Consider the following 18206-nt stretch of genomic DNA (forward strand, 5'->3'; position numbering starts at 1 on the left):
GCCGCCATGGCAGGCCATTTTGTGTCTGTCACATCGACGACGGCGATTGCGGCGTATCCGGATCAAGCTGCCGGCGGCGGAACTGGCCCGGCGGCTGGCCGTGAATCTGCCGGAAGCGTCGTGAAAAGTAAGCCTCGTCAGCGAAGCCACACAACCGCGCCACTTCGCCCACCGGCCGCGTGCCGTTGAGCAGGTAATTGCGCGCCGCATGCATCCGCCGTTCAAGCACCAGTTCGGTGAAGGTTTTGCCCAGTTCCTTGCGCAGCCAGTGCGTAAGGTAGGTCGGCGACAGGTAGGTCGCGGCCGCAACCTTGATCAGGCTGAGGTCGGGATCGGCAATGTTCTTGCGCAAGTATTCGGACATCCTGCCCAGCGCATCGCGCCGACTGACTTCGGCGGCGTTTTCTTCGGCGAGGCGCTTGAGTGGTTCGGCGTACAAGGCGCAGACGCTGCCGATCAACTGCAACAACAAACCCTTGAGCATCTCCCGGGTGCCGAACTGGCGGTTCTCGTCGAGTGCGCGCATTTGCTCGATCAGTGCGCAGACGCGGGCGAAATCTTCATCGCACAAAATAAAATCCAGGTGCTCCTGGAAGCGGAAGGGCGACAGCTCGGGGGCCAGCAGGATCGAGACTTCTTCCAGATCCATCGGGTCGCATTGCAAATGCGGGAGCAGGAACAGCTGGGAGAAATTGATCACGATGAAGTTGCTGTCGTCCGGATGCGGAATCACGTGCATGCGATGGGGCAGGATGAACGCCAAGGTATTGCGCGGGAAGGGTCGCACGGCATTGCCGATGTGCTGCTGGGTGTCGCCGCCGAGGTTGATCTGGATCTGGAAGTATTCGTGGCGGTGCGGACTGGTTTCGGCCCGGCGACCCTTTTTGTCGCGGATGTAAAAGTCCGTCAGTTCGCTACGTTGCTGCATGACATAGGTCGGTACTCGGCTCGGTGTCAACATCGACGCAAAATCCTCGCTCGGGGGCTTGGGCGGGTCGCCTGGCAGATGGCGACGTGGATGATTCTGTACATCGAAGCTGCTGTATTTCAAGGTGTTATACGATGACTGGGCTCCAGGATCATACCCGGCGATTTGGACAAAGCAGTTAGCCATAAACTGGCTAGAAACGACATTAAGTTAATAAATTCCTTAAAAAACAATTGGATATCTGTGCTATCTAGAAAATGTGTAAATATCTTCGGTTTTCGGCTTTTTGGACTGGTTTATGACAAGTCGCTTTCGCCGGGAAAAATGATCTAACGAGAAGGTTGATTTTGAGAGGTTGTACGATCACTTTGACAGGCAATGCAGCCCGACCTCAATCAAAAACAATCGAAGGTGCGCACATCATGACCCTGCTTTTTTTCCTCACTGACCCTCCCGGATTTCTCCCTCGCAGCTTTAGTCTGACGGCGCCGCCGAACGCCTGATCGCGCTTCCATTTCACTGACGAATGCCTTGCCCCCGCCACGGAGGGCAACGGCTTCGGCTACCCGAAAACATCTCGATCCTTCTAACAATAACGAGGTCGTTCATGTCCAATTCCCACACCTCCCACGCCACGACCGCGTCAGCCATCGCCGGCGCCAGCGACGCGGTGCTGCCGCAACGTCTTCCCTCGCGGCGGCGCTGGTTCATGCTGTCGCTGTTGCTGATCGCGACGATCATCAATTACGTCGACCGGGTGAATATCTCGATTGCCGCACCGTTCATGGCCAAGGATCTGGGCCTGGACAAGATAGAAATGGGTTTGATTTTTTCCGCGTTCGCCTGGACTTACGCGCTGGCACTGGTGCCGGCCGGTTTTGTCGCTGATCGCTTCGGCTCGCGAGTGACGTACGGCGTGTCGCTGATCAGTTGGTCGGCCGTCACGGTCTGCCAGGGTCTGGCGACCGGGTTCGCGTCGTTGTTCGGGCTGCGCCTGGCCGTCGGCGCGATGGAAGCGCCGGCATTTCCGGCCAACAGCCGCGCGGTGACGGTGTGGTTTCCCGCCCGTGAACGAGGTCTGGCGAGCAGTATCTACGTCTGCGGTCAGTATCTGGGCACGGCATTGTTTACCGGCGCACTGCTCTGGCTGGCGACCACGTATGACTGGCGCCACGTGTTTTACAGCACTGGCGCGGTCGGGATCATTTTCGGTGTGGTTTGGCTGTTCCTGTATCGCGATCCGTTGAACTGCAAAAAGGTCAGCAAGGAAGAACTCAAATACATCGAGGACGGCGGCGGACTGGTCAAAAGCAGCCAGGAACGCACCCGCTTCAACTGGCGCCAGGTTGCCGAGCTGTTCAGTTACCGGCAGGTCTGGGCGATCTGCATTGGCAAGTTCGCGAGCACCTCGGCGCTGTATTTCTTCCTGACGTGGTTTCCGACGTACCTGATCGAAGAACGCCAATTAACCATGATCAAGGCCGGCGTCTTCGCGGTGTTGCCGTTCGTGGGCGCGACCGTTGGCATCCTGCTGGCCGGTATCGTTTCCGATCTGTTGATTCGCCGGGGTTACTCGATGTCCTTCGCGCGCAAACTGCCGCTGGTGGTCGGCTCAATGCTCGGCATGTCAATCGTGCTGGTGAATTTCACTGACTCGAACGTGATTTGCATCGCTGTGTTGACCGTGGCGTTTTTCGCCCAAGGCATCGCGTCGTCGTCCTGGGCTGCGGTGTCTGAAGTCGCGCCCAAGGAGCTGATCGGCCTGACTGGCGGGATCACCAGCCTGGCGGCCAATATCGGTGGCATCGTCACGCCAATCGTCATCGGCGCGATTGTCCATGCCACCGGCTCGTTTGCGTGGGCGTTCTGGTTCATTGGCGGCGTCGCGCTGATCGGCACCTTGTCCTACTCGTTGTTGTTGGGACGCCTGTACCGCATCGAACTGAAGCCGCGCTGATTGAACAAGACCGGTTTTCTCCAATGAGAGGCGGCTTTCGTCCAACTACGCGACCGATTGCCGCCGTACGCTGATGTTTCACACAGGACAACGATCAGGATGAACATGACCGAGTACGTTTTTACCCCGGATCTTCAAGTCACTTTGCCGGTGGTTGGCAGCGAACGACGCTTCCCCGTTGGCCGGGTGTTTTGTGTCGGCCGCAACTACCCGTGGCCCGACACCCAGGGCCAGACCCGTCAGCCACCGGTGTTCTTCATGAAACCGGCGAGCACGGTGGTCGAGGCGAACGGCGAAATACTTTACCCGCCAGTGACCGACGAGTTTGTCCACGAAGTCGAGTTGGTGGTTGCCATCGGGGAAGGGGGCGCGAACATCCCTGAAAACGAGGCGATGGCCTATGTCTGGGGCTATGCCGCCGGCCTCGACCTGACCCGCCGCGACGTTCAACGCAATGCCAAGCTCAACGGTTTGCCGTGGGAGGGCGCCAAGGTATTCGACGGTGCCGCGCCGATGACCGCGATTGTCCCGGTCACTCGTTCCGGGCATCCCGACGGCGAGGTGTGGTTGAACGTCAACGGCCAGGAACGCATGCGTGACGGCCTCGAAAGCCAGATTTGGTCGGTCAGTGAAGTCATCAGCCGGATCTCGCAATCGGTCGCGCTGCGGGCCGGTGACCTGATCATGACCGGCAGCCCGGCCGGGGTTGATCTGCTGCAACCCGGTGACGTCGTCACGGCTGGCATCGACGGCATCGGCCAGTTGGAAATGCGCGTTGGCCCGCGTCCCTGAACCCTTTGGAGTCATCCGCATGTCGAACAACAATGAATTGAAAGTGGCGCTGGTGACCGGTGCCGGCAGCGGTATCGGTCGCGCCGTGGCCTTGGCGCTGATGGAAGACGGCTTCACCGTGGTGCTGGCGGGCCGCCGGATCGAGCCGTTGCAGGCGTTGGTCGAACAGGCTGCCGGGCAGGGGCACAAAGCGTTGGCGGTGTCGACCGATGTGCGCGACCCGGCGAGTGTCGATGCGCTGTTCGCAACCATTGCCGAGGTGTACGGGCGCCTCGACGTGTCGTTCAACAACGCCGGGGTCAACGCGCCTGCCGTGCCGCTGGATGAACTTACGGTCGAGCAATGGCGCAACGTGGTCGACACCAACCTCAATGGTGTTTTCCTTTGCGCACGTGGCGCTTTTGGCCTGATGCGCCGGCAGCAGCCGCAGGGTGGGCGAATCATCAACAACGGCTCGATTTCGGCGCACACCCCGCGCCCGTTCAGCAGCGCCTACACCGCCAGCAAACACGCGGTGCTGGGCCTGACCAAATCCCTGGCCCTGGATGGCCGTGAATTCAACATCGCCTGCAGCCAGATCGACATCGGCAATGCCCTGACCGAAATGTCCGTGCGCATGACCAAAGGCGTGCGCCAGGCCAACGGCAGCATCGCGGTCGAGCCCATGGTCGACGTCAAACACATTGCCGACGCGGTGCGCTATGTCGCCGGCCTGCCGCTCGAAGCGAACGTCCTGAATATGACCGTCATGGCCACCGCCATGCCGTTTGCCGGTCGCGGTTGACCGGCCTTTTTATTCCGATTTGCCGAGGTAATTATGAAACCTGAAGTCTTGCAGCTGAGCCCGATCCTGATCCCGGAAATCCGTGACCGACTCGATGAGCTGTTCACGATTCGCCGCTACTACGAGCAGTCCGACAAGGCCGCGTATCTACAGGAACACGGCGCAAACATTCGCGGCGTGATCACTGGTGGCCACACCGGCATCACCCAGGCGGTCATGGCGCAGTTGCCGAAACTGGAAGTAGTGGCCGTTAATGGCGTGGGCACCGATGCCGTGGATCTGGCGTACGCCCGTGACCGCGGAATTCGCGTGACGGCAACCATTGGTGCGCTGACCGACGATGTCGCGGATCTGGCCATCGGTTTGTTGATCGCCGTGTGCCGGGGGCTGTGCACCAGCGACCGCTACGTGCGCTCCGGACAATGGCCGCAGAGTCCGACGCCGCTGGCGCCGTTGCCGCTGGCCCGGCAAGTGTCCGGCATGCGCATCGGCATCGTCGGCATGGGCCGGGTTGGTCGTGCGGTCGCAACCCGGGCGGCGGCGTTTGGGTGCCCGATTAGCTACACCGATCTGCAGCCGATGAGTGATGTCAGTCATACCTTCGTGGCTGATCTCAAGCAACTCGCCAGTCAGAGTGATGCGTTGATTCTGGCGGCAGCGGCGGATAAAGCTGAAGCGATCATCAATGCTGAAGTGCTCCAGGCCTTGGGCAAGGGCGGTTATCTGGTGAACGTGGCGCGGGGCAAACTGGTCAACGAGACGGATCTGGTGGCCGCTTTGGAGGCCGGCGACATTGCCGGTGCGGCGCTGGACGTGTTTGTCGATGAGCCGAATGTGCCTGAAACGCTGTATGGCAATGAACACGTAGTGTTGCAACCGCATCGGGCGAGCGCGACGATTCAGACCCGTACGCGGATGGGAGAGATGGTGGTGGCGAGTCTGCTCGATACCTTCGCCGGAAAGAAGCCAGAGGGTAGCGTCACAGACCTGTAGGCTCACTCCTATAGGAGCTCTGGGTCAAACCGGAAACTGCGATTCGCCGCCAATCCCTGTGGGAGCTGGCTTGCCAGCTCCCACAGGGATTTGTGTTGGCTCATGAAATCTGGATTCATCGCCAGACACTGAGCTGCCGAAGGCTGCGATCTTTTGGTTTAAAAGCGATCCAGGCGATACGGCTCCAGCGCCGGAATTTGCCTGGCTGAAAGATTTGGCCAAAGCATTTTTTCGATCAATTCGGCGGTAGCTGCCGCCTGTGTCAATCCCAGATGTTGATGGCCGAAGGCGAGCAACACCTTGCCGTCGCACACCCGGTCGATGATGGGCAGCGAATCCGGCAGCGAAGGGCGAAAGCCCATCCAGGGCGTGGCGTCTTCGGCATTCAATTCCCGACGAAACAACCCCTTGCTCAACCGATGCAACTGCCACGCACGTTCCATCACCGGCGGCCGTTCCAGCCCAGCGAACTCCACCGTACCCGCCAATCGAAGCCCCCCAGTCATGGGCGTCATGATGAATTTGCGCTCCAGCGACGTCACCGCAAACGGCAGCCGCTCGTGCTCATGAGGCAGCATCAAGTGATAACCGCGCTCGGTGTCCAGCGGCACCTTTTTCCCGGTCAGCGTTTCGGTGAGTTTCGCCGAATGGGCGCCGCAGGCAATGAGCACCTGGCGAGCCTGCAACCGCCCCTGATCGGTGCCCAACGCAATGCCGTCCGCGGTCAGTTCTCCACCGTTTACGCGCCTCTGGAGGAACTGCACGCCATAGCCTTTCGCCGCTTCAACCAATTCACAAACAACCGCGTGCGGATCAAGAAAATGTCCCGTGCGCGGATAAAACAAGCCACCCCGAATCTGCTCGCTCAGCTGCGGCGTACTCGCCTGTACCTCGCTGGCCGACCAGAAATCCACCGGCACTTGCTGCTGACACATGCGCGCCTGCAAGACTTCAATCGCCTGGCGCGATTCGGCGCGCTCGAACACCAGCAGCGAACCGTTCTCTTGTAGAAGATTTGGCCGCTCGATTCTTTGCAGCAACCGCTGCCACGCGCCCAGGCTGCTTTCATTGAGCGCACGAAGGCCGGCGACCGTCCGCTGAAACGGCGCCGGACGCAAGTTCAGCAACAGTCGCGTAAACCAGGGCAGGGCGCGGGGCAGGTGTTTCCAGTCGAGGCGCAACGGCCCCATCGGATCCATCAACATCGCCGGCAAGCGTTTGAGAATCGTCAGGTCGGCAATGGGAAACACCTGCTCCGTCGCCAGATGCCCGGCATTGCCGAACGAGGCGCCATGCCCCGGTGCTTGTTGATCGACAACGACCACGCGCAAGCCATGTTGCGCCAGCCGCAGGGCACAGGCGACGCCGATGATGCCGGCGCCGACCACGACGATATCGGTCGGATCGTGTGATGCAAGGGCGTTCACCATGGCTGGATTTTCTCTCTGGCGGCGAATCAGCCGACGTTTTGTTCAGCCGACCAGTTGGCGTACCACTGGCGGAACAGGTTGTACTGGTGCTCGGCGTAGTTGCGTTGTGCATCAGTCAGCGCGTCGGTTTCGTTGAAGTGCAGGGCGTATTCCTTGTCGCCGTTGAGCACCATCAAGTGCTTGTAATAAAGCACCAGATCGCAGCCCTCATCGAACGATGACAGCACGGCCAGCGCCGATTCCAGCTCGCGAGCCTGACGACGGGCCTTGGCGTCACCCTTGGCGGCTTTTTTGCTCAGGGCCACCAGTTGCAGGACTTCGCGGGGCAAGGCGTTGCCGATGCCGGTGATGGCGCCGGTGGCGTTGCAGTTGACGAAACCGTGCACGACCTGGGTGTCGACGCCGACCATCAACGTGACGTTGTCATCTTGGGAGGTGATGTGTTCAGCGGCATAACGCAGGTCGGCACCGCCACCGAACTCCTTGAAGCCGACCAGGTTGGGAAATTCGCGACGCAGTTCAAAAAACAGATCGGCGCGGGTGGCGAAGCCGTAATACGGGCTGTTGTAGATCACCGCCGGCAGGTGTGGCGCGGCATTGAGGATTGCACCGAAGTGGGCTTTTTGCGCAGTGGCCGACGTGCCACGGGACAACAAGCGCGGAATGACCATCAAGCCATGAGCGCCGACTTTGGCGGCATGGGCAGCGTGGGACACCGCTTCACGGCTATTGACCGCGCCCGTACCGACGATAGTGGGAATACCTGCCGCGACCAGACGCGCCACGCCTTGCTGACGTTCGGCTTCGGTCAGCAGCGGCCAGTCACCCATGGAGCCGCAATACACCACCGCGCTCATGCCCGTATCGACCAATTGACGACCCTTGGCCACCAGCGCGTCGAAGTCCGGTGTGCGCTCGGCGGTGCAGGGGGTCATCAGTGCCGGAATGCAGCCAGTGAAAATGTTGTCGCTCATTGTTTTAGCTCCTGGAGAATTCATGCGGATTAAGGTGTCAGAGCGAAGGGTTTAAATGCCCCATGCAAAAGGATCCTCTTCGTCGATCAGCAACGTGGCGTCGGCGGTCATGTAGGCGCGGCCGGTGATGAACGGGCGCACGCGCTCACCCTCCCATTCGAAACGGCACTCGAACCGGCTGCCGGTGATGCTCGCCTGTATCCAGGGCGCGCCTTCGGCAAGTTTGCCGTCGGCGGCCAGGCACGCGAGCTTGGCGCTGGTGCCGGTACCGCAGGGCGAGCGGTCGTAGGCTTTGCCCGGGCACATGACGAAGTTGCGGCTGTCGGCCTGCTCGTCATCGGCGAACAGTTCAACGTGGTCGATCAGCGCACCGTCCTCGCCAAGAATGCCTTGGGTTTCAAGTGCCTTGAGCATGGCCCAGGTGTATTCGGTCAGGGCATCGACGTTGTCCATCTGCAGGGTTTTGCCGTGCTCTGAAACCAGGAAAAACCAGTTGCCACCCCAGGCAATGTCACCGTAGACACGACCATGCCCGGGCACTTCGACCGCGACTTGCTGGCGATAGCGATAAGCGGGAACGTTGCCCAGCGTCACGGTGCAGTCCGCATGCAACGTGGCACTGACCGGGCCGACCGGGGTGTCGATCGTGTGCACGCCGGCGCTGATGTGCCCCAGGTGCTGCAACGAATTGATCAGGCCGATGGTGCCGTGGCCGCACATGTTCAAGTAGCCGCTGTTGTTGAAGAAAATCACCCCGCAGATCGCGTCCGGCGACACGGGCTCGCAATACAGCGCACCGACCAGCACGTCGTTGCCACGCGGTTCCAGCAGGCAGGCGCGGCGCCATTGATCATGCTGATCGCGCAGGGCATCGCGCTTCTCGGCCATGGTGCGGCCGGGCAGCTGCGGGAAGCCGCTCATCACCAGACGCGTAGGTTCGCCGCCGGTGTGGGAGTCGATCACGTGTAGTTTTTTCATGGGGCTTTCCACTCAGGGGTTATCCGCTTGCCGATACGATGAACCCGTCACAGCGCCTGCGATTGATGTTTTTTGCCGCCATCGATGACGAAATCAGCACAATTGCAACGGCTCGACAGGCTGCCGAACATGCGGCAATCTGCGCGACAGTCGTGGTCTTCCAGGCGCAGGGCCCGGGCGAAGAGTGAGGAAAACGTCATGACGCAAAATGCATTTGCGATCCTGTGCCAGGAAAACGAGGCGAGTCGTCCGCAAACCCTCGAAGATCTGCTGGCGGGCATGGCGCTGATATTGCCGATGCTCGATGTCATCCCGAACGCTGCGATCTTCATCAAGGATGTTCACGCCCGCTACGTCATGGCCAACAACACGCTGGTGCAACGCTGCGGTCTGAAAAGCCTGAAACCGTTGCTCGGCAAGACCAGTGCCGAAGTTTTCCCCGCGCAATTGGGCCCGGGCTACACCGAACAGGATCGCAAGGTACTGGAGCAGGGGCTGGTGCTTGAGGATCAGCTTGAATTGCATTTGTACGGCAGCCGCGAACCCGGTTGGTGCCTCACTCACAAACGGCCGCTGTACAACCGCGATGGCGAAATAATCGGCCTGGCCGGCATCTCGGTCGACCTGCAATCGGCCAGTGAAACCCATCCGGCGTATCAACGGTTGGCAGCCGTAGACGAATACATTCGCGCTCACTTCAACAGGCGCGTCACCTTGGCTGAACTCACCCGTATTGCCGGGATCTCCGTGGCGCAACTGGAGCGCTACTGCAAACGGGTGTTCCACCTCACACCCAGGCAGATGATCCAGAAAGTGCGGCTCGAACAGGCGCACCGCTTGCTGCACACCGATATGCCGATCACCGAAGTCGCCTTGCAATGCGGGTATACCGATCACAGCGCATTCACCCGGCAGTTCAAGGCGTTGACCGGGTTCACGCCGCGCCAGTACCGGCAGGCGACGGATATTTAAACAGTTGAAGTGCCGTTGATCCGGTCACGCCGCTACGCAATGAAACTCGCCGCGACTTTGCCAGCCCTTAATTAATGACCAGCCATATTCATTAATCGAGGAAGCCAGCCATGCGCGCGATGACCTACCACGGCACTCATGACGTCAGAGTCGAAACGGTGCCCGATCCCGTAATTGAAGCCGCCGACGACATCATTTTGCGCGTCACGGCGACGGCCATTTGCGGCTCTGACCTGCACCTGTACCGGGGCAAGATTCCCACCGTCGAGCATGGCGATATTTTCGGCCATGAGTTCATGGGCATCGTCGAAGACACCGGGTCTGCGGTGACTGCCGTGCAGCGGGGCGACCGGGTCGTCATTCCATTTGTGATCGCTTGCGGTGACTGCTTCTTCTGCCAGCTTGAGCAATACGCGGCGTGCGAAACCACCAACACCGGGCGCGGCGCAATCATGAACAAGAAGTCAATACCGCCAGGCGCTGCGCTGTTCGGTTACAGCCGTTTGTACGGCGGTATTCCCGGCGGCCAGGCGGAACTGGTTCGGGTGCCCAAAGCCAATACCGGCCCCTTCAAGGTTCCGGGCACGCTGTCGGATGAAAAAGTGTTGTTCCTTTCGGATATTCTGCCGACGGCCTGGCAAGCCGTCATCAACGCCAACATCGTGCAGGGCTCGAGTGTGGCGATCTACGGGGCAGGGCCGGTCGGCCTGCTCAGTGCCGCATGCGCAAAAATGCTCGGGGCCGAGCGCATTTTCATGGTCGATCATCACCCATATCGCCTTGATTATGCGCAGCGCACTTATGGCGTCATCCCGATCAACTTCGATGACGATGATGATCCGGCGGACACGATCATCAACCAGACGCCAGGCCATCGCGGCGTGGATGCGGTGATTGATGCGGTCGGCTTCGAAGCCAAGGGCAGCACCACGGAAACCGTGCTCGCCACTCTCAAGCTCGAAGGCAGCAGCGGCAAGGCGTTGCGCCAATGCATCGCGGCGGTTCGCCGGGGCGGGGTGGTGAGCGTGCCCGGCGTCTACGCCGGGTTCATTCACGGCTTCCTGTTCGGCGATGCGTTCGACAAAGGCCTCACCTTCAAAATGGGCCAGACCCACGTTCAGCGATTCTTGCCTGAGCTGCTGGAACACATTGAGACCGGCCGACTTCAGCCCGAAGCGATCATCACGCACCGGATGTCGCTGGAACAGGCCGCCGAGGGCTACAAGATTTTCGACAAGAAACAGGAGAACTGTCGCAAGGTGATCCTGACTCCGGGCGGCAGCGACGTGCCGCTGACCGAAGCCATCACGGATCCGACCTTGGTGCCGGCCAGTTGATGATTGTCGTGCATCGGCAACAGCGCAAATGATTGATCGGCCGCACCGCGCAAAGGGACAGGCGCCGTGCGGTCTCTCGTTGAACTCAAGGAGATGACATGGCGCAATCCACGTCTGCGGCCCGCACGCCGCTGCGTCAATGGTGGGATTTTGCTTCGAGCGGAGGATGGCCGGGACTGTTGTTCTGGTCGACGCTGACCCTGGTGACCGTGTTGCTGCTCGCCAGTGGTTATAACGCGCTGGTCGGCGCCGACCAGAACAACCTGCGCTATGCCGCACTGGGCGGGCTGGCCGGGTTCGGTGCCACGGCGACGGGCGCGATGGTGGCCGTGGTCCTGCGGCATATCGCCTCGCGCACCCAAGACATCATGCTCGGCTTCGCCGCCGGCATGATGCTCGCGGCCAGTTCGTTCTCATTGCTTCTGCCCGGCATCGACGCCGCGCAGGCGCTCTGCGAAAACAAGATGCTGGCGGCGTGTGTGGTCGTCACCGGATTGGCGCTGGGCGTGGCGCTGATGGTCGGGCTCGATCGTTTCGTGCCTCACGAACACGAGAAAAGCGGCCGACGCGGGCCTGAGGCCCAGCGCTTCAATCGGGTCTGGCTGTTTGTATTGGCAATCACCCTGCATAACCTGCCGGAAGGCATGGCCATCGGCGTGAGCTTCGCCAATGGCGACATGAGAGTGGGCTTGCCGCTGACCACCGCCATCGCTATTCAGGACATTCCTGAAGGGCTGGCCGTGGCCCTGGCGCTTCGGGTCACCGGGATTTCAGCGCTGCGGGCGGCGTTGATCGCGGTCGGCTCAGGGCTGATGGAACCGTTGGGCGCGATCATCGGCCTGGGAATTTCCAGCGGCTTCGCATTGGGCTATCCCGTCGCGCTCGGGCTGGCGGCCGGGGCGATGATTTTCGTGGTGTCTCACGAAGTCATCCCGGAAACACATCGCAATGGCCATGAAACACCTGCGACGCTGGGTTTGATGATCGGTTTCAGCGTGATGATGTTCCTCGATACCGCGCTGGGTTGAGCGCCGCAACGGCGTTCCTCCCGTCAGGATCGTTGAACCTGCGTCGAACGCTGTTGCTCCATGTAGAAACACTGTCGGAGAGCCGAGCCGTGAACTCATTCAAAAGCCCTCTTACTGCTGCGCAAGAACACAAACTTCGTGCTTATGATCGCTGGCACCGAATATTGGAAGACACTGCGCTGCGAATGGACACGCCAGACGCGTACCACGAAGAACTGCTGCGCCGGTCCGACGAAATGGATCGACAGGGCATCATCACCTGGCAAGAGTGGCGCGACTTGCGTATCGAGGCCGATCAGGCCTACTTGCGCGCCATCGCTGGCGATGACTTCACTGACCGTATGACGTCTTGATATCTGCTGATTCGGGAGGGCCGGATATGTCGATTGCATCCATCGCGGTCAACTATTTGCGTGACCAGAGGCTGGTGCTGACGAGCGCGGAATCCTGCACGGCGGGCAAGATTGTTCTGTTGCTGTCCGAGATCAAGGGCACCGGTGAGCTGATCGAAAGCGGTTACGTGGTCTATTCGCCCGAGGCCAAGCAACGGCTGTTGAATGTCAGTGCGAAGACCATCGACACCTTCGGTCTGACCAGTTGTGAAGTCGCCCGCGAGATGGCCCTCGGCGCGTTGCGTGACAGCACGGCCAACGTGGCGGTGGCAACGACCGGGATTCTCGGACCGGAGGATGTCAACGGGATTCCGGGTGGCACCATCTGTTTTGCCTGGGCATTCCAGACCGAAAAGGGTTGCAGTCTTTTTACTCGGCAGCTGCGATTTTTCGGTACGCGCTGCGAAGTGCAGACGCTGGCCGCCGAACATGCCCTGAAAGCGCTGCCGGTTTTTCATCAACGTGCGCTCGCCGGCGAACAGGCGTAGAGAGGGCGCCATGGATGATCGACATTCCGACTACCGCAGCCGCACTTACCCCGTACACGAGGACATGGCGTTTCAGCGCAAGGTCTGGCGCTTTGAACATTGGGGTTGGTACACGCTGGTGCTCATCGTGGTCATGGCCCTGTCAGGTGCCTTTTCGCGCGGGCCGTTGAGCGCCCGTGAGGCGCAGAGCAGCGATGGCAAGCTCAAGGTGGAATACGAAATGATCCATCGCAACGGTTCTACGAATGCGATGAAGCTCAGCATCAACGGCAAAGCAAATGCCCCCGCAGAGCTGGAGCTGTCCGGTGATTTTCTGGATGCCTTCAGCATCGAGACCTTGCAACCGGATCCGATCAAAGCCGTCAGCGCAGGTCAGGGCCTCAAACTGACGCTGCAAGTCGATGCTCAAGGGCAGGCGACACTCTATCTGACCTTGCGCAGCGACGGTCTGGGCAGTTACAGCAGCCAGGTGTCCAGCCCCGGATCGGCATCGGTCAATTTCACGCAATTCATCCTTCCGTAGGTGCGCCATGGATTCGGTAATACGCGCGGCCGTGATGTATGCGGCCCTGATGATTCTGTTCAAGATTGCCGGCCGCCGTTCGCTGGCAGAATTGACAACCTTCGATTTTGTATTGCTGATGATTATGGGCGAGGCGACCCAGCAGGCTTTGCTGGGCGATGATTTTTCGCTGACCAATGCGATCATCGTCATCATCACGCTGATCGCCATCGACGTCGGCCTGTCATTGCTCAAGCGCCGCTCGGCGGCGGTGTCGAAGCTGATCGACGGCGGGCCGACAATCATCGTTGAAGACGGCAAGATCCTGCATGAACGGCTGCGACGTTCGCGGTTGGTCGAGGCGGACCTGATGGAAGCCGCACGCTCGAGTCAGGGCATCGAGACTGTCGACGAGATCAAGTTCGCGATCCTTGAGCGGAACGGCAAGATCTCGATCATCCGCCGCGATCAAGAGTGAATACGCTAAAGCGGCGTGTCTTGCGCCGTTCTTGAAGCGTGCAGCAACCGCGCAAACGCTTCTTTGTCGATCGGTCGGCTCATCAAATACCCTTGGACTTCCTGACATTGGTCTTCGCTAAGGATGCCCAGTTGTTCCTCTGTCTCCACCCCTTCGGCGGTCACGGTCAGGCCCAAAGCCTTGCCCAGCCCGATGATCGCTTGCACCACCGCCCGGTCGTTGTCGCCGCTGCTGATCGAGGCGATGAAGCGTTTGTCGATCTTGATGCCGTCGAATGGATAGGCACGCAGATAGCCCAGTGACGAATAGCCGGTGCCGAAGTCGTCCATGTTCAGCCGCACGCCCAGCTCCTTCAGGGCATTCATGCTTTTCAACGCGCCTTCGGTGTCGTTGAGCATCACGTTCTCAGTGATCTCCAGTTCCAGACGACTGGCCGGAAATTGCGTGTCGATGAGCACTTCCCTGACATCCTCGACCACATCGCTGCGGGTGAACTGCGCCGGGGACAGGTTCACCGACAACATCACGTCGTCAGGCCAGGTCAGGGCAGTTTCGCATGCCTCCCAAAGTACCCACCTCCCTAGCGGCACGATGAGATCTGTCTGTTCGGCCAGCGGGATAAACAAATCGGGGCCGAGCAATCCTCGGGTCGGATGCTGCCAGCGAACCAGCGCTTCGACCGATACGATCTCCTTGCCATCAACCTTGTAGCGCGGCTGGTAATGCAGGACGAACTCACTGTTCTTGATCGCGTGACGCAGATCATCTTCGAGTTGGCGACGGCTCTGGATCTGGTCGCTCATGTGCGGTTCGAAATAGCACCAGGTGTTCTTGCCATCCGATTTGGCTTGATACAGCGCGATGTCGGCGCAACGGATCAGTTCGTCAGGCACGAACCCCTGGCGGCGACTGAGGGCAATGCCGACGCTTGCGCCGATGTGCAGCGGTTTGCCTTCATAGTCGATCGGCTGATGCAAGCCGCCGATCAGCCGTGTGCAGAACTTGTCGATTTCGTGGTGGCTGTCCATGCCGCTGAGCACCACGACAAATTCGTCGCCGCCGAGCCTGGCGACCAAATCATGGTCGCGCGTGCATTCACGCAGGCGCGCCGCCACTTCTTTCAGTACCGCGTCGCCGGCAGGGTGGCCGAGGGTGTCGTTGATCGGTTTGAAATTATCCAGGTCGATCATCAGGACGGACAACGGCGAGGCGTGTTCCTTGACCAGCAAAGCCTCGTCGAGAAACCGTGCCAGTTTGTTGCGATTGGGTAATCCGGTCAGCGCATCGTGCAGCGACAGATGCTGGATCTGCGCGTGGGCGGCGACCTCGTCGGTGATGTCGCTGGCCGTGCCGCGATAGCCGACCACAGTGTCTTTTTCGATGATTGGCCGGGCTGAAACCCGGCAGTAGCGCGTCTGGCCTGACTGGTCGCGATAGGTGCAACGCAAGTCGCTGGTGTTGGCGTCTTCGGTCATCTTGTTGAACCACATCGACAACGGCGTGGTGTCGCACGACAGCAGTTGTTCCAGATCCCGTCCCAGCCACTGTTGAGCGGAAAACCCGGTCACGGCACTGAAACGTCCCGACAGATAGGTGATGCAGCGACCTTTGTCGATCTCCCAGATCCAGTCGGACGCCGCTTCAGCGACTGCGCGAAAGCGCTCTTCGCTGGATTCAAGCGCCTGATTGGCGGTTTCCAGTGCCTGATTCGAGCTTTGCATGGCGGCAAAGCTGCGGTCGCCGGATCGGGACGCGCGCAGTGCGTGGCGGAAAAAATACCCGGTGACCAGTAGCAGCACCACCATTGTCCCCAGCAGTGTCGGCAGCAATGACCACAGCAATTGATAGCCCGGGCGCTCGAGATCGGCAACAAGGCTGTAACCGGTGCTGTCCAGCGGAACCTTCGGCTGGCTGTCCTTGATGGTGTCATCCAGCGCCAGGGTGAGGTTTTTCAGGCCGTAGGCGCTGCCCAGTCTGCGCAGTTTGGTGGGGGTCAATTTGTCGGCGAAGACCAGTACGGAAACGTTTTCGGGATCTGCGAGGGGTTGGTCTTCAGGAAGGATTGCCGATGCGGTGATCAAGGCCGGCCAGCCTTCAAACAAGGTGTAGGAACTGACGGGTTTGCTCGCGTCGACCTGATTCTGAATTTGATCCACCAGCGAGAATGCCGAAGCCTGTGCGTACTGCGCGATGTCGTTTTGGACGAGCTGACCCCGGATCAGGGCGTATTTGGTGCGCTCGTGATCGAGCACAAACACGCCGTCATAACCGTCCTTGGTGAACAGGGATTTGCCGACGTTTTGCTCGGCGTAAGCCCAATTCAAATCAACTTCTCCGTTGAGGTGTTCGTAGGCCGTCGTCCAGTAGGCGTAGCTGGTGATGTAGCTCTTTGCGGCGGTGATACGGTTTTCCAGAGCGCGTGCCGAATAGAACTCGGTTCGGTGTTCATCTTCCGAGTCCAGACGGTTTGCAATGGAAAGCAGGGCGCCGACCGCAACGGCGACGCCCACGAAAAACAGCGCACCCACGGCGAATGCCAAACGGCGAGTTACGGCGCTCTGATGGGGGGCGGGTGTCGCAGTCATTGCAGCGCAAAGGGCCATTGTCTCTTCCTTGAACCGGTTGTCTGGGTTTTGAAACCTGCATGGGCGCGTTGTTCAGACTTTCTCCAATGGATTTCGCGCCGTAGCCAGCCGTCCAGCGCCGCTTAAAAAAATGGAATTTCCGCAAATTCACGGGCTCTTCTGATCATGGCGCCGTAGTGCGGCTCAAACAGGAAATCCGTCATGACACTTATTCAATCGCCGGTCGGAACCCCCGTGCCGCTTACGTTCGGACACACCGGATCTAACCGGGATCTATACCAGGCGCTGTTCAAGGAATCGGCCGATGCCGACGCGCTTGCGCGCAGTTTCCTTGAGCGCCAGCTGAGCGAAGCCGCTCAACTGTCGAGCGATCTGCCTGACGATCCGGAGCAATTGCTTGAGTGGTCACAAGCTCGCTGCGCCGTCGTGGCGGCTGACTACGCGGGTTATCTGCAATCACGCAAGGACGGCGCGCCCCGGCGTTATTTCCGGAGCAAATCCCACGCGTTGTATTTTTTACAACGTGTCGCACCGACCAAGGAGGTGGACGGCGCGTGGTTATCCGGCTTGATGACGCACTGGCAGGACTGCCGGTTTGACGGCCTGCTGGACACCTATCTGGAAGAGCTCGGTGAAGGCATTGCACGGCAGAATCATGTGGTGATCTACCGCATGTTGCTGGCCGATCATGACTGCGCCGACCTGCAAAGCCTGGACGACGAAGATTTCCTGCAAGGCGCATTGCAACTGGCGCTTGGCCGTTGCAGCGACGCTTATCTGCCTGAAGTGATCGGCTACAACCTCGGGTACGAGCAGTTGCCGCTGCACCTGCTGATTACTGCCTATGAGTTGCGCGAACTGGGTATCGACCCGCATTACTTTCGGCTGCACGTCACGATTGATAACGCGAGCACCGGCCATGGCCGCAAAGCGGTGCAATCGCTGCTGGAGTTGATGCCGATTGGTGAAGGGCGCGAAGACTTCTGTCGGCGCGTGGCGTTGGGCTATCGCCTTAATGACCTCGGCGTGGGCTCGACCGCCGTGATCAAGAACTTCGACCTGCACCAAGAGGTGCTGGCCATGCTGGAACGCAAGCGTCTGTACGGTCAACACATGCATTCCGATTACTGCCGGATCGAAGGTCGCACAGTCAATCAATGGTTGTCGGCGCCCGGTCAGATGGATGCTTTTCTTGAGGCGCTCGAGCAAAAACAGTGGATCAATCGCGGCCAGCCGCCACAGGACAGCCGGTTCTGGCAACTGATCGAGGGTAGCGGGGCGGTGATGTTCGGCGTGTTCAGTGGCTACGAGAAGCAGTTGCTGCATGACTGGATCGCTAACGGCTGGAAGGAGCCGCACAGCCGGCCTTTCGTTCATCGCGCTGCGCCGGATGAGCTTGAAGCGGTGGAAGTCGAGGACGTGGAACTGGATCAGCTGAAAACCAGCCTTGAATATTTGACGCCAGACGAAGAGATCAGAGCGCTGATTCCCTGGCTCTCGGCCCAGCGCCACTGGCGTCCGGCGGGGCTCTATGCGACGCGGCGTTTCATGCAACTGCGTTCAACCTTGCGCTGAATCCGGGGAGTTT

Annotated in this window: 17 protein-coding genes; 12 read left to right on the plus strand and 5 right to left on the minus strand. The window is 59.9% G+C overall.

All coding sequences use genetic code 11. The features are described from left to right. Positions 1-28: 28 nt before the first annotated feature. Positions 29-961, minus strand: a complete 933-nt coding sequence (locus GIW69_RS13555; protein ID WP_236483186.1) for an AraC family transcriptional regulator — start codon at positions 959-961, stop codon at positions 29-31. A 574-nt stretch (positions 962-1535) separates the two neighbouring features. On the opposite strand from GIW69_RS13555, the gene GIW69_RS13560 reads away from it, so the two are divergent. The 4 genes from GIW69_RS13560 (at position 1536) to GIW69_RS13575 (ending at position 5454) form a co-directional block, all read left to right on the plus strand. Next, the gene (locus GIW69_RS13560) at positions 1536-2885 is read left to right on the plus strand and encodes an MFS transporter (RefSeq protein ID WP_236483187.1); all 1350 of its coding nucleotides are present in this window, start codon (positions 1536-1538) and stop codon (positions 2883-2885) included. Positions 2886-2984: 99 nt separating this feature from the next. Next, positions 2985-3677 carry a fumarylacetoacetate hydrolase family protein gene (locus GIW69_RS13565; protein ID WP_236483188.1) on the plus strand — a complete coding sequence of 231 codons (693 nt, stop codon included), beginning with the start codon at positions 2985-2987 and terminating at the stop codon, positions 3675-3677. A 19-nt stretch (positions 3678-3696) separates the two neighbouring features. After that, on the plus strand, positions 3697-4461 hold the full coding sequence (locus tag GIW69_RS13570; RefSeq protein ID WP_236483189.1) for an SDR family oxidoreductase: 765 nt from the start codon (positions 3697-3699) through the stop codon (positions 4459-4461). Positions 4462-4494: 33 nt separating this feature from the next. Beyond that, complete coding sequence (locus GIW69_RS13575; protein WP_236483190.1) at positions 4495-5454, plus strand: 2-hydroxyacid dehydrogenase; 960 nt, start codon at positions 4495-4497, stop codon at positions 5452-5454. A gap of 158 nt (positions 5455-5612) precedes the next feature. Here the strand turns inward: GIW69_RS13575 and GIW69_RS13580 are convergent, their stop codons facing one another. The 3 genes from GIW69_RS13580 to GIW69_RS13590 are packed head-to-tail and all read right to left on the minus strand — an operon-like array spanning position 5613 to position 8836. Further along, the gene (locus GIW69_RS13580; protein ID WP_236483191.1) at positions 5613-6884 is read right to left on the minus strand and encodes an FAD-dependent oxidoreductase; all 1272 of its coding nucleotides are present in this window, start codon (positions 6882-6884) and stop codon (positions 5613-5615) included. A 26-nt stretch (positions 6885-6910) separates the two neighbouring features. Then, the gene (locus GIW69_RS13585; RefSeq protein ID WP_236483192.1) at positions 6911-7858 is read right to left on the minus strand and encodes a dihydrodipicolinate synthase family protein; all 948 of its coding nucleotides are present in this window, start codon (positions 7856-7858) and stop codon (positions 6911-6913) included. Positions 7859-7909: 51 nt separating this feature from the next. After that, a complete protein-coding gene (locus tag GIW69_RS13590) occupies positions 7910-8836 on the minus strand; it encodes a 4-hydroxyproline epimerase (protein ID WP_236483193.1) in 927 nt (308 codons plus the stop codon). A 198-nt stretch (positions 8837-9034) separates the two neighbouring features. Here GIW69_RS13590 and GIW69_RS13595 point away from each other — a divergent pair, with 198 nt between their 5' ends. From GIW69_RS13595 to GIW69_RS13625, 7 genes are all read left to right on the plus strand, one after another. After that, entirely contained in the window at positions 9035-9808 is a 774-nt protein-coding gene (locus GIW69_RS13595) for an AraC family transcriptional regulator (protein ID WP_236483194.1), read from the plus strand. Positions 9809-9918: 110 nt separating this feature from the next. Further along, entirely contained in the window at positions 9919-11145 is a 1227-nt protein-coding gene (locus GIW69_RS13600; protein WP_236483195.1) for a zinc-dependent alcohol dehydrogenase, read from the plus strand. Between the two features lie 98 nt (positions 11146-11243). Continuing rightward, positions 11244-12173, plus strand: coding sequence for a ZIP family metal transporter (locus tag GIW69_RS13605; RefSeq protein WP_236483196.1), 930 nt, complete (start codon positions 11244-11246; stop codon positions 12171-12173). Between the two features lie 89 nt (positions 12174-12262). Beyond that, positions 12263-12526 (plus strand): hypothetical protein, encoded by a 264-nt coding sequence (locus GIW69_RS13610; protein WP_236483197.1) that lies wholly within the window; start codon positions 12263-12265, stop codon positions 12524-12526. Between the two features lie 26 nt (positions 12527-12552). Further along, entirely contained in the window at positions 12553-13053 is a 501-nt protein-coding gene (locus GIW69_RS13615; RefSeq protein ID WP_236483198.1) for a CinA family protein, read from the plus strand. A gap of 10 nt (positions 13054-13063) precedes the next feature. Beyond that, on the plus strand, positions 13064-13576 hold the full coding sequence (locus tag GIW69_RS13620; protein WP_236483199.1) for a hypothetical protein: 513 nt from the start codon (positions 13064-13066) through the stop codon (positions 13574-13576). A gap of 7 nt (positions 13577-13583) precedes the next feature. After that, positions 13584-14033 (plus strand): YetF domain-containing protein, encoded by a 450-nt coding sequence (locus GIW69_RS13625; protein WP_236483200.1) that lies wholly within the window; start codon positions 13584-13586, stop codon positions 14031-14033. A 5-nt stretch (positions 14034-14038) separates the two neighbouring features. Here the strand turns inward: GIW69_RS13625 and GIW69_RS13630 are convergent, their stop codons facing one another. Continuing rightward, positions 14039-16636, minus strand: coding sequence for an EAL domain-containing protein (locus GIW69_RS13630; protein WP_236483201.1), 2598 nt, complete (start codon positions 16634-16636; stop codon positions 14039-14041). Between the two features lie 183 nt (positions 16637-16819). Here GIW69_RS13630 and GIW69_RS13635 point away from each other — a divergent pair, with 183 nt between their 5' ends. Beyond that, positions 16820-18193, plus strand: a complete 1374-nt coding sequence (locus tag GIW69_RS13635) for an iron-containing redox enzyme family protein (RefSeq protein ID WP_236483202.1) — start codon at positions 16820-16822, stop codon at positions 18191-18193. Positions 18194-18206: the final 13 nt, after the last annotated feature.

The sequence above is a fragment of the Pseudomonas syringae genome, from assembly GCF_021605415.1.
Classification (GTDB): Bacteria; Pseudomonadota; Gammaproteobacteria; order Pseudomonadales; family Pseudomonadaceae; genus Aquipseudomonas; species Aquipseudomonas syringae_S.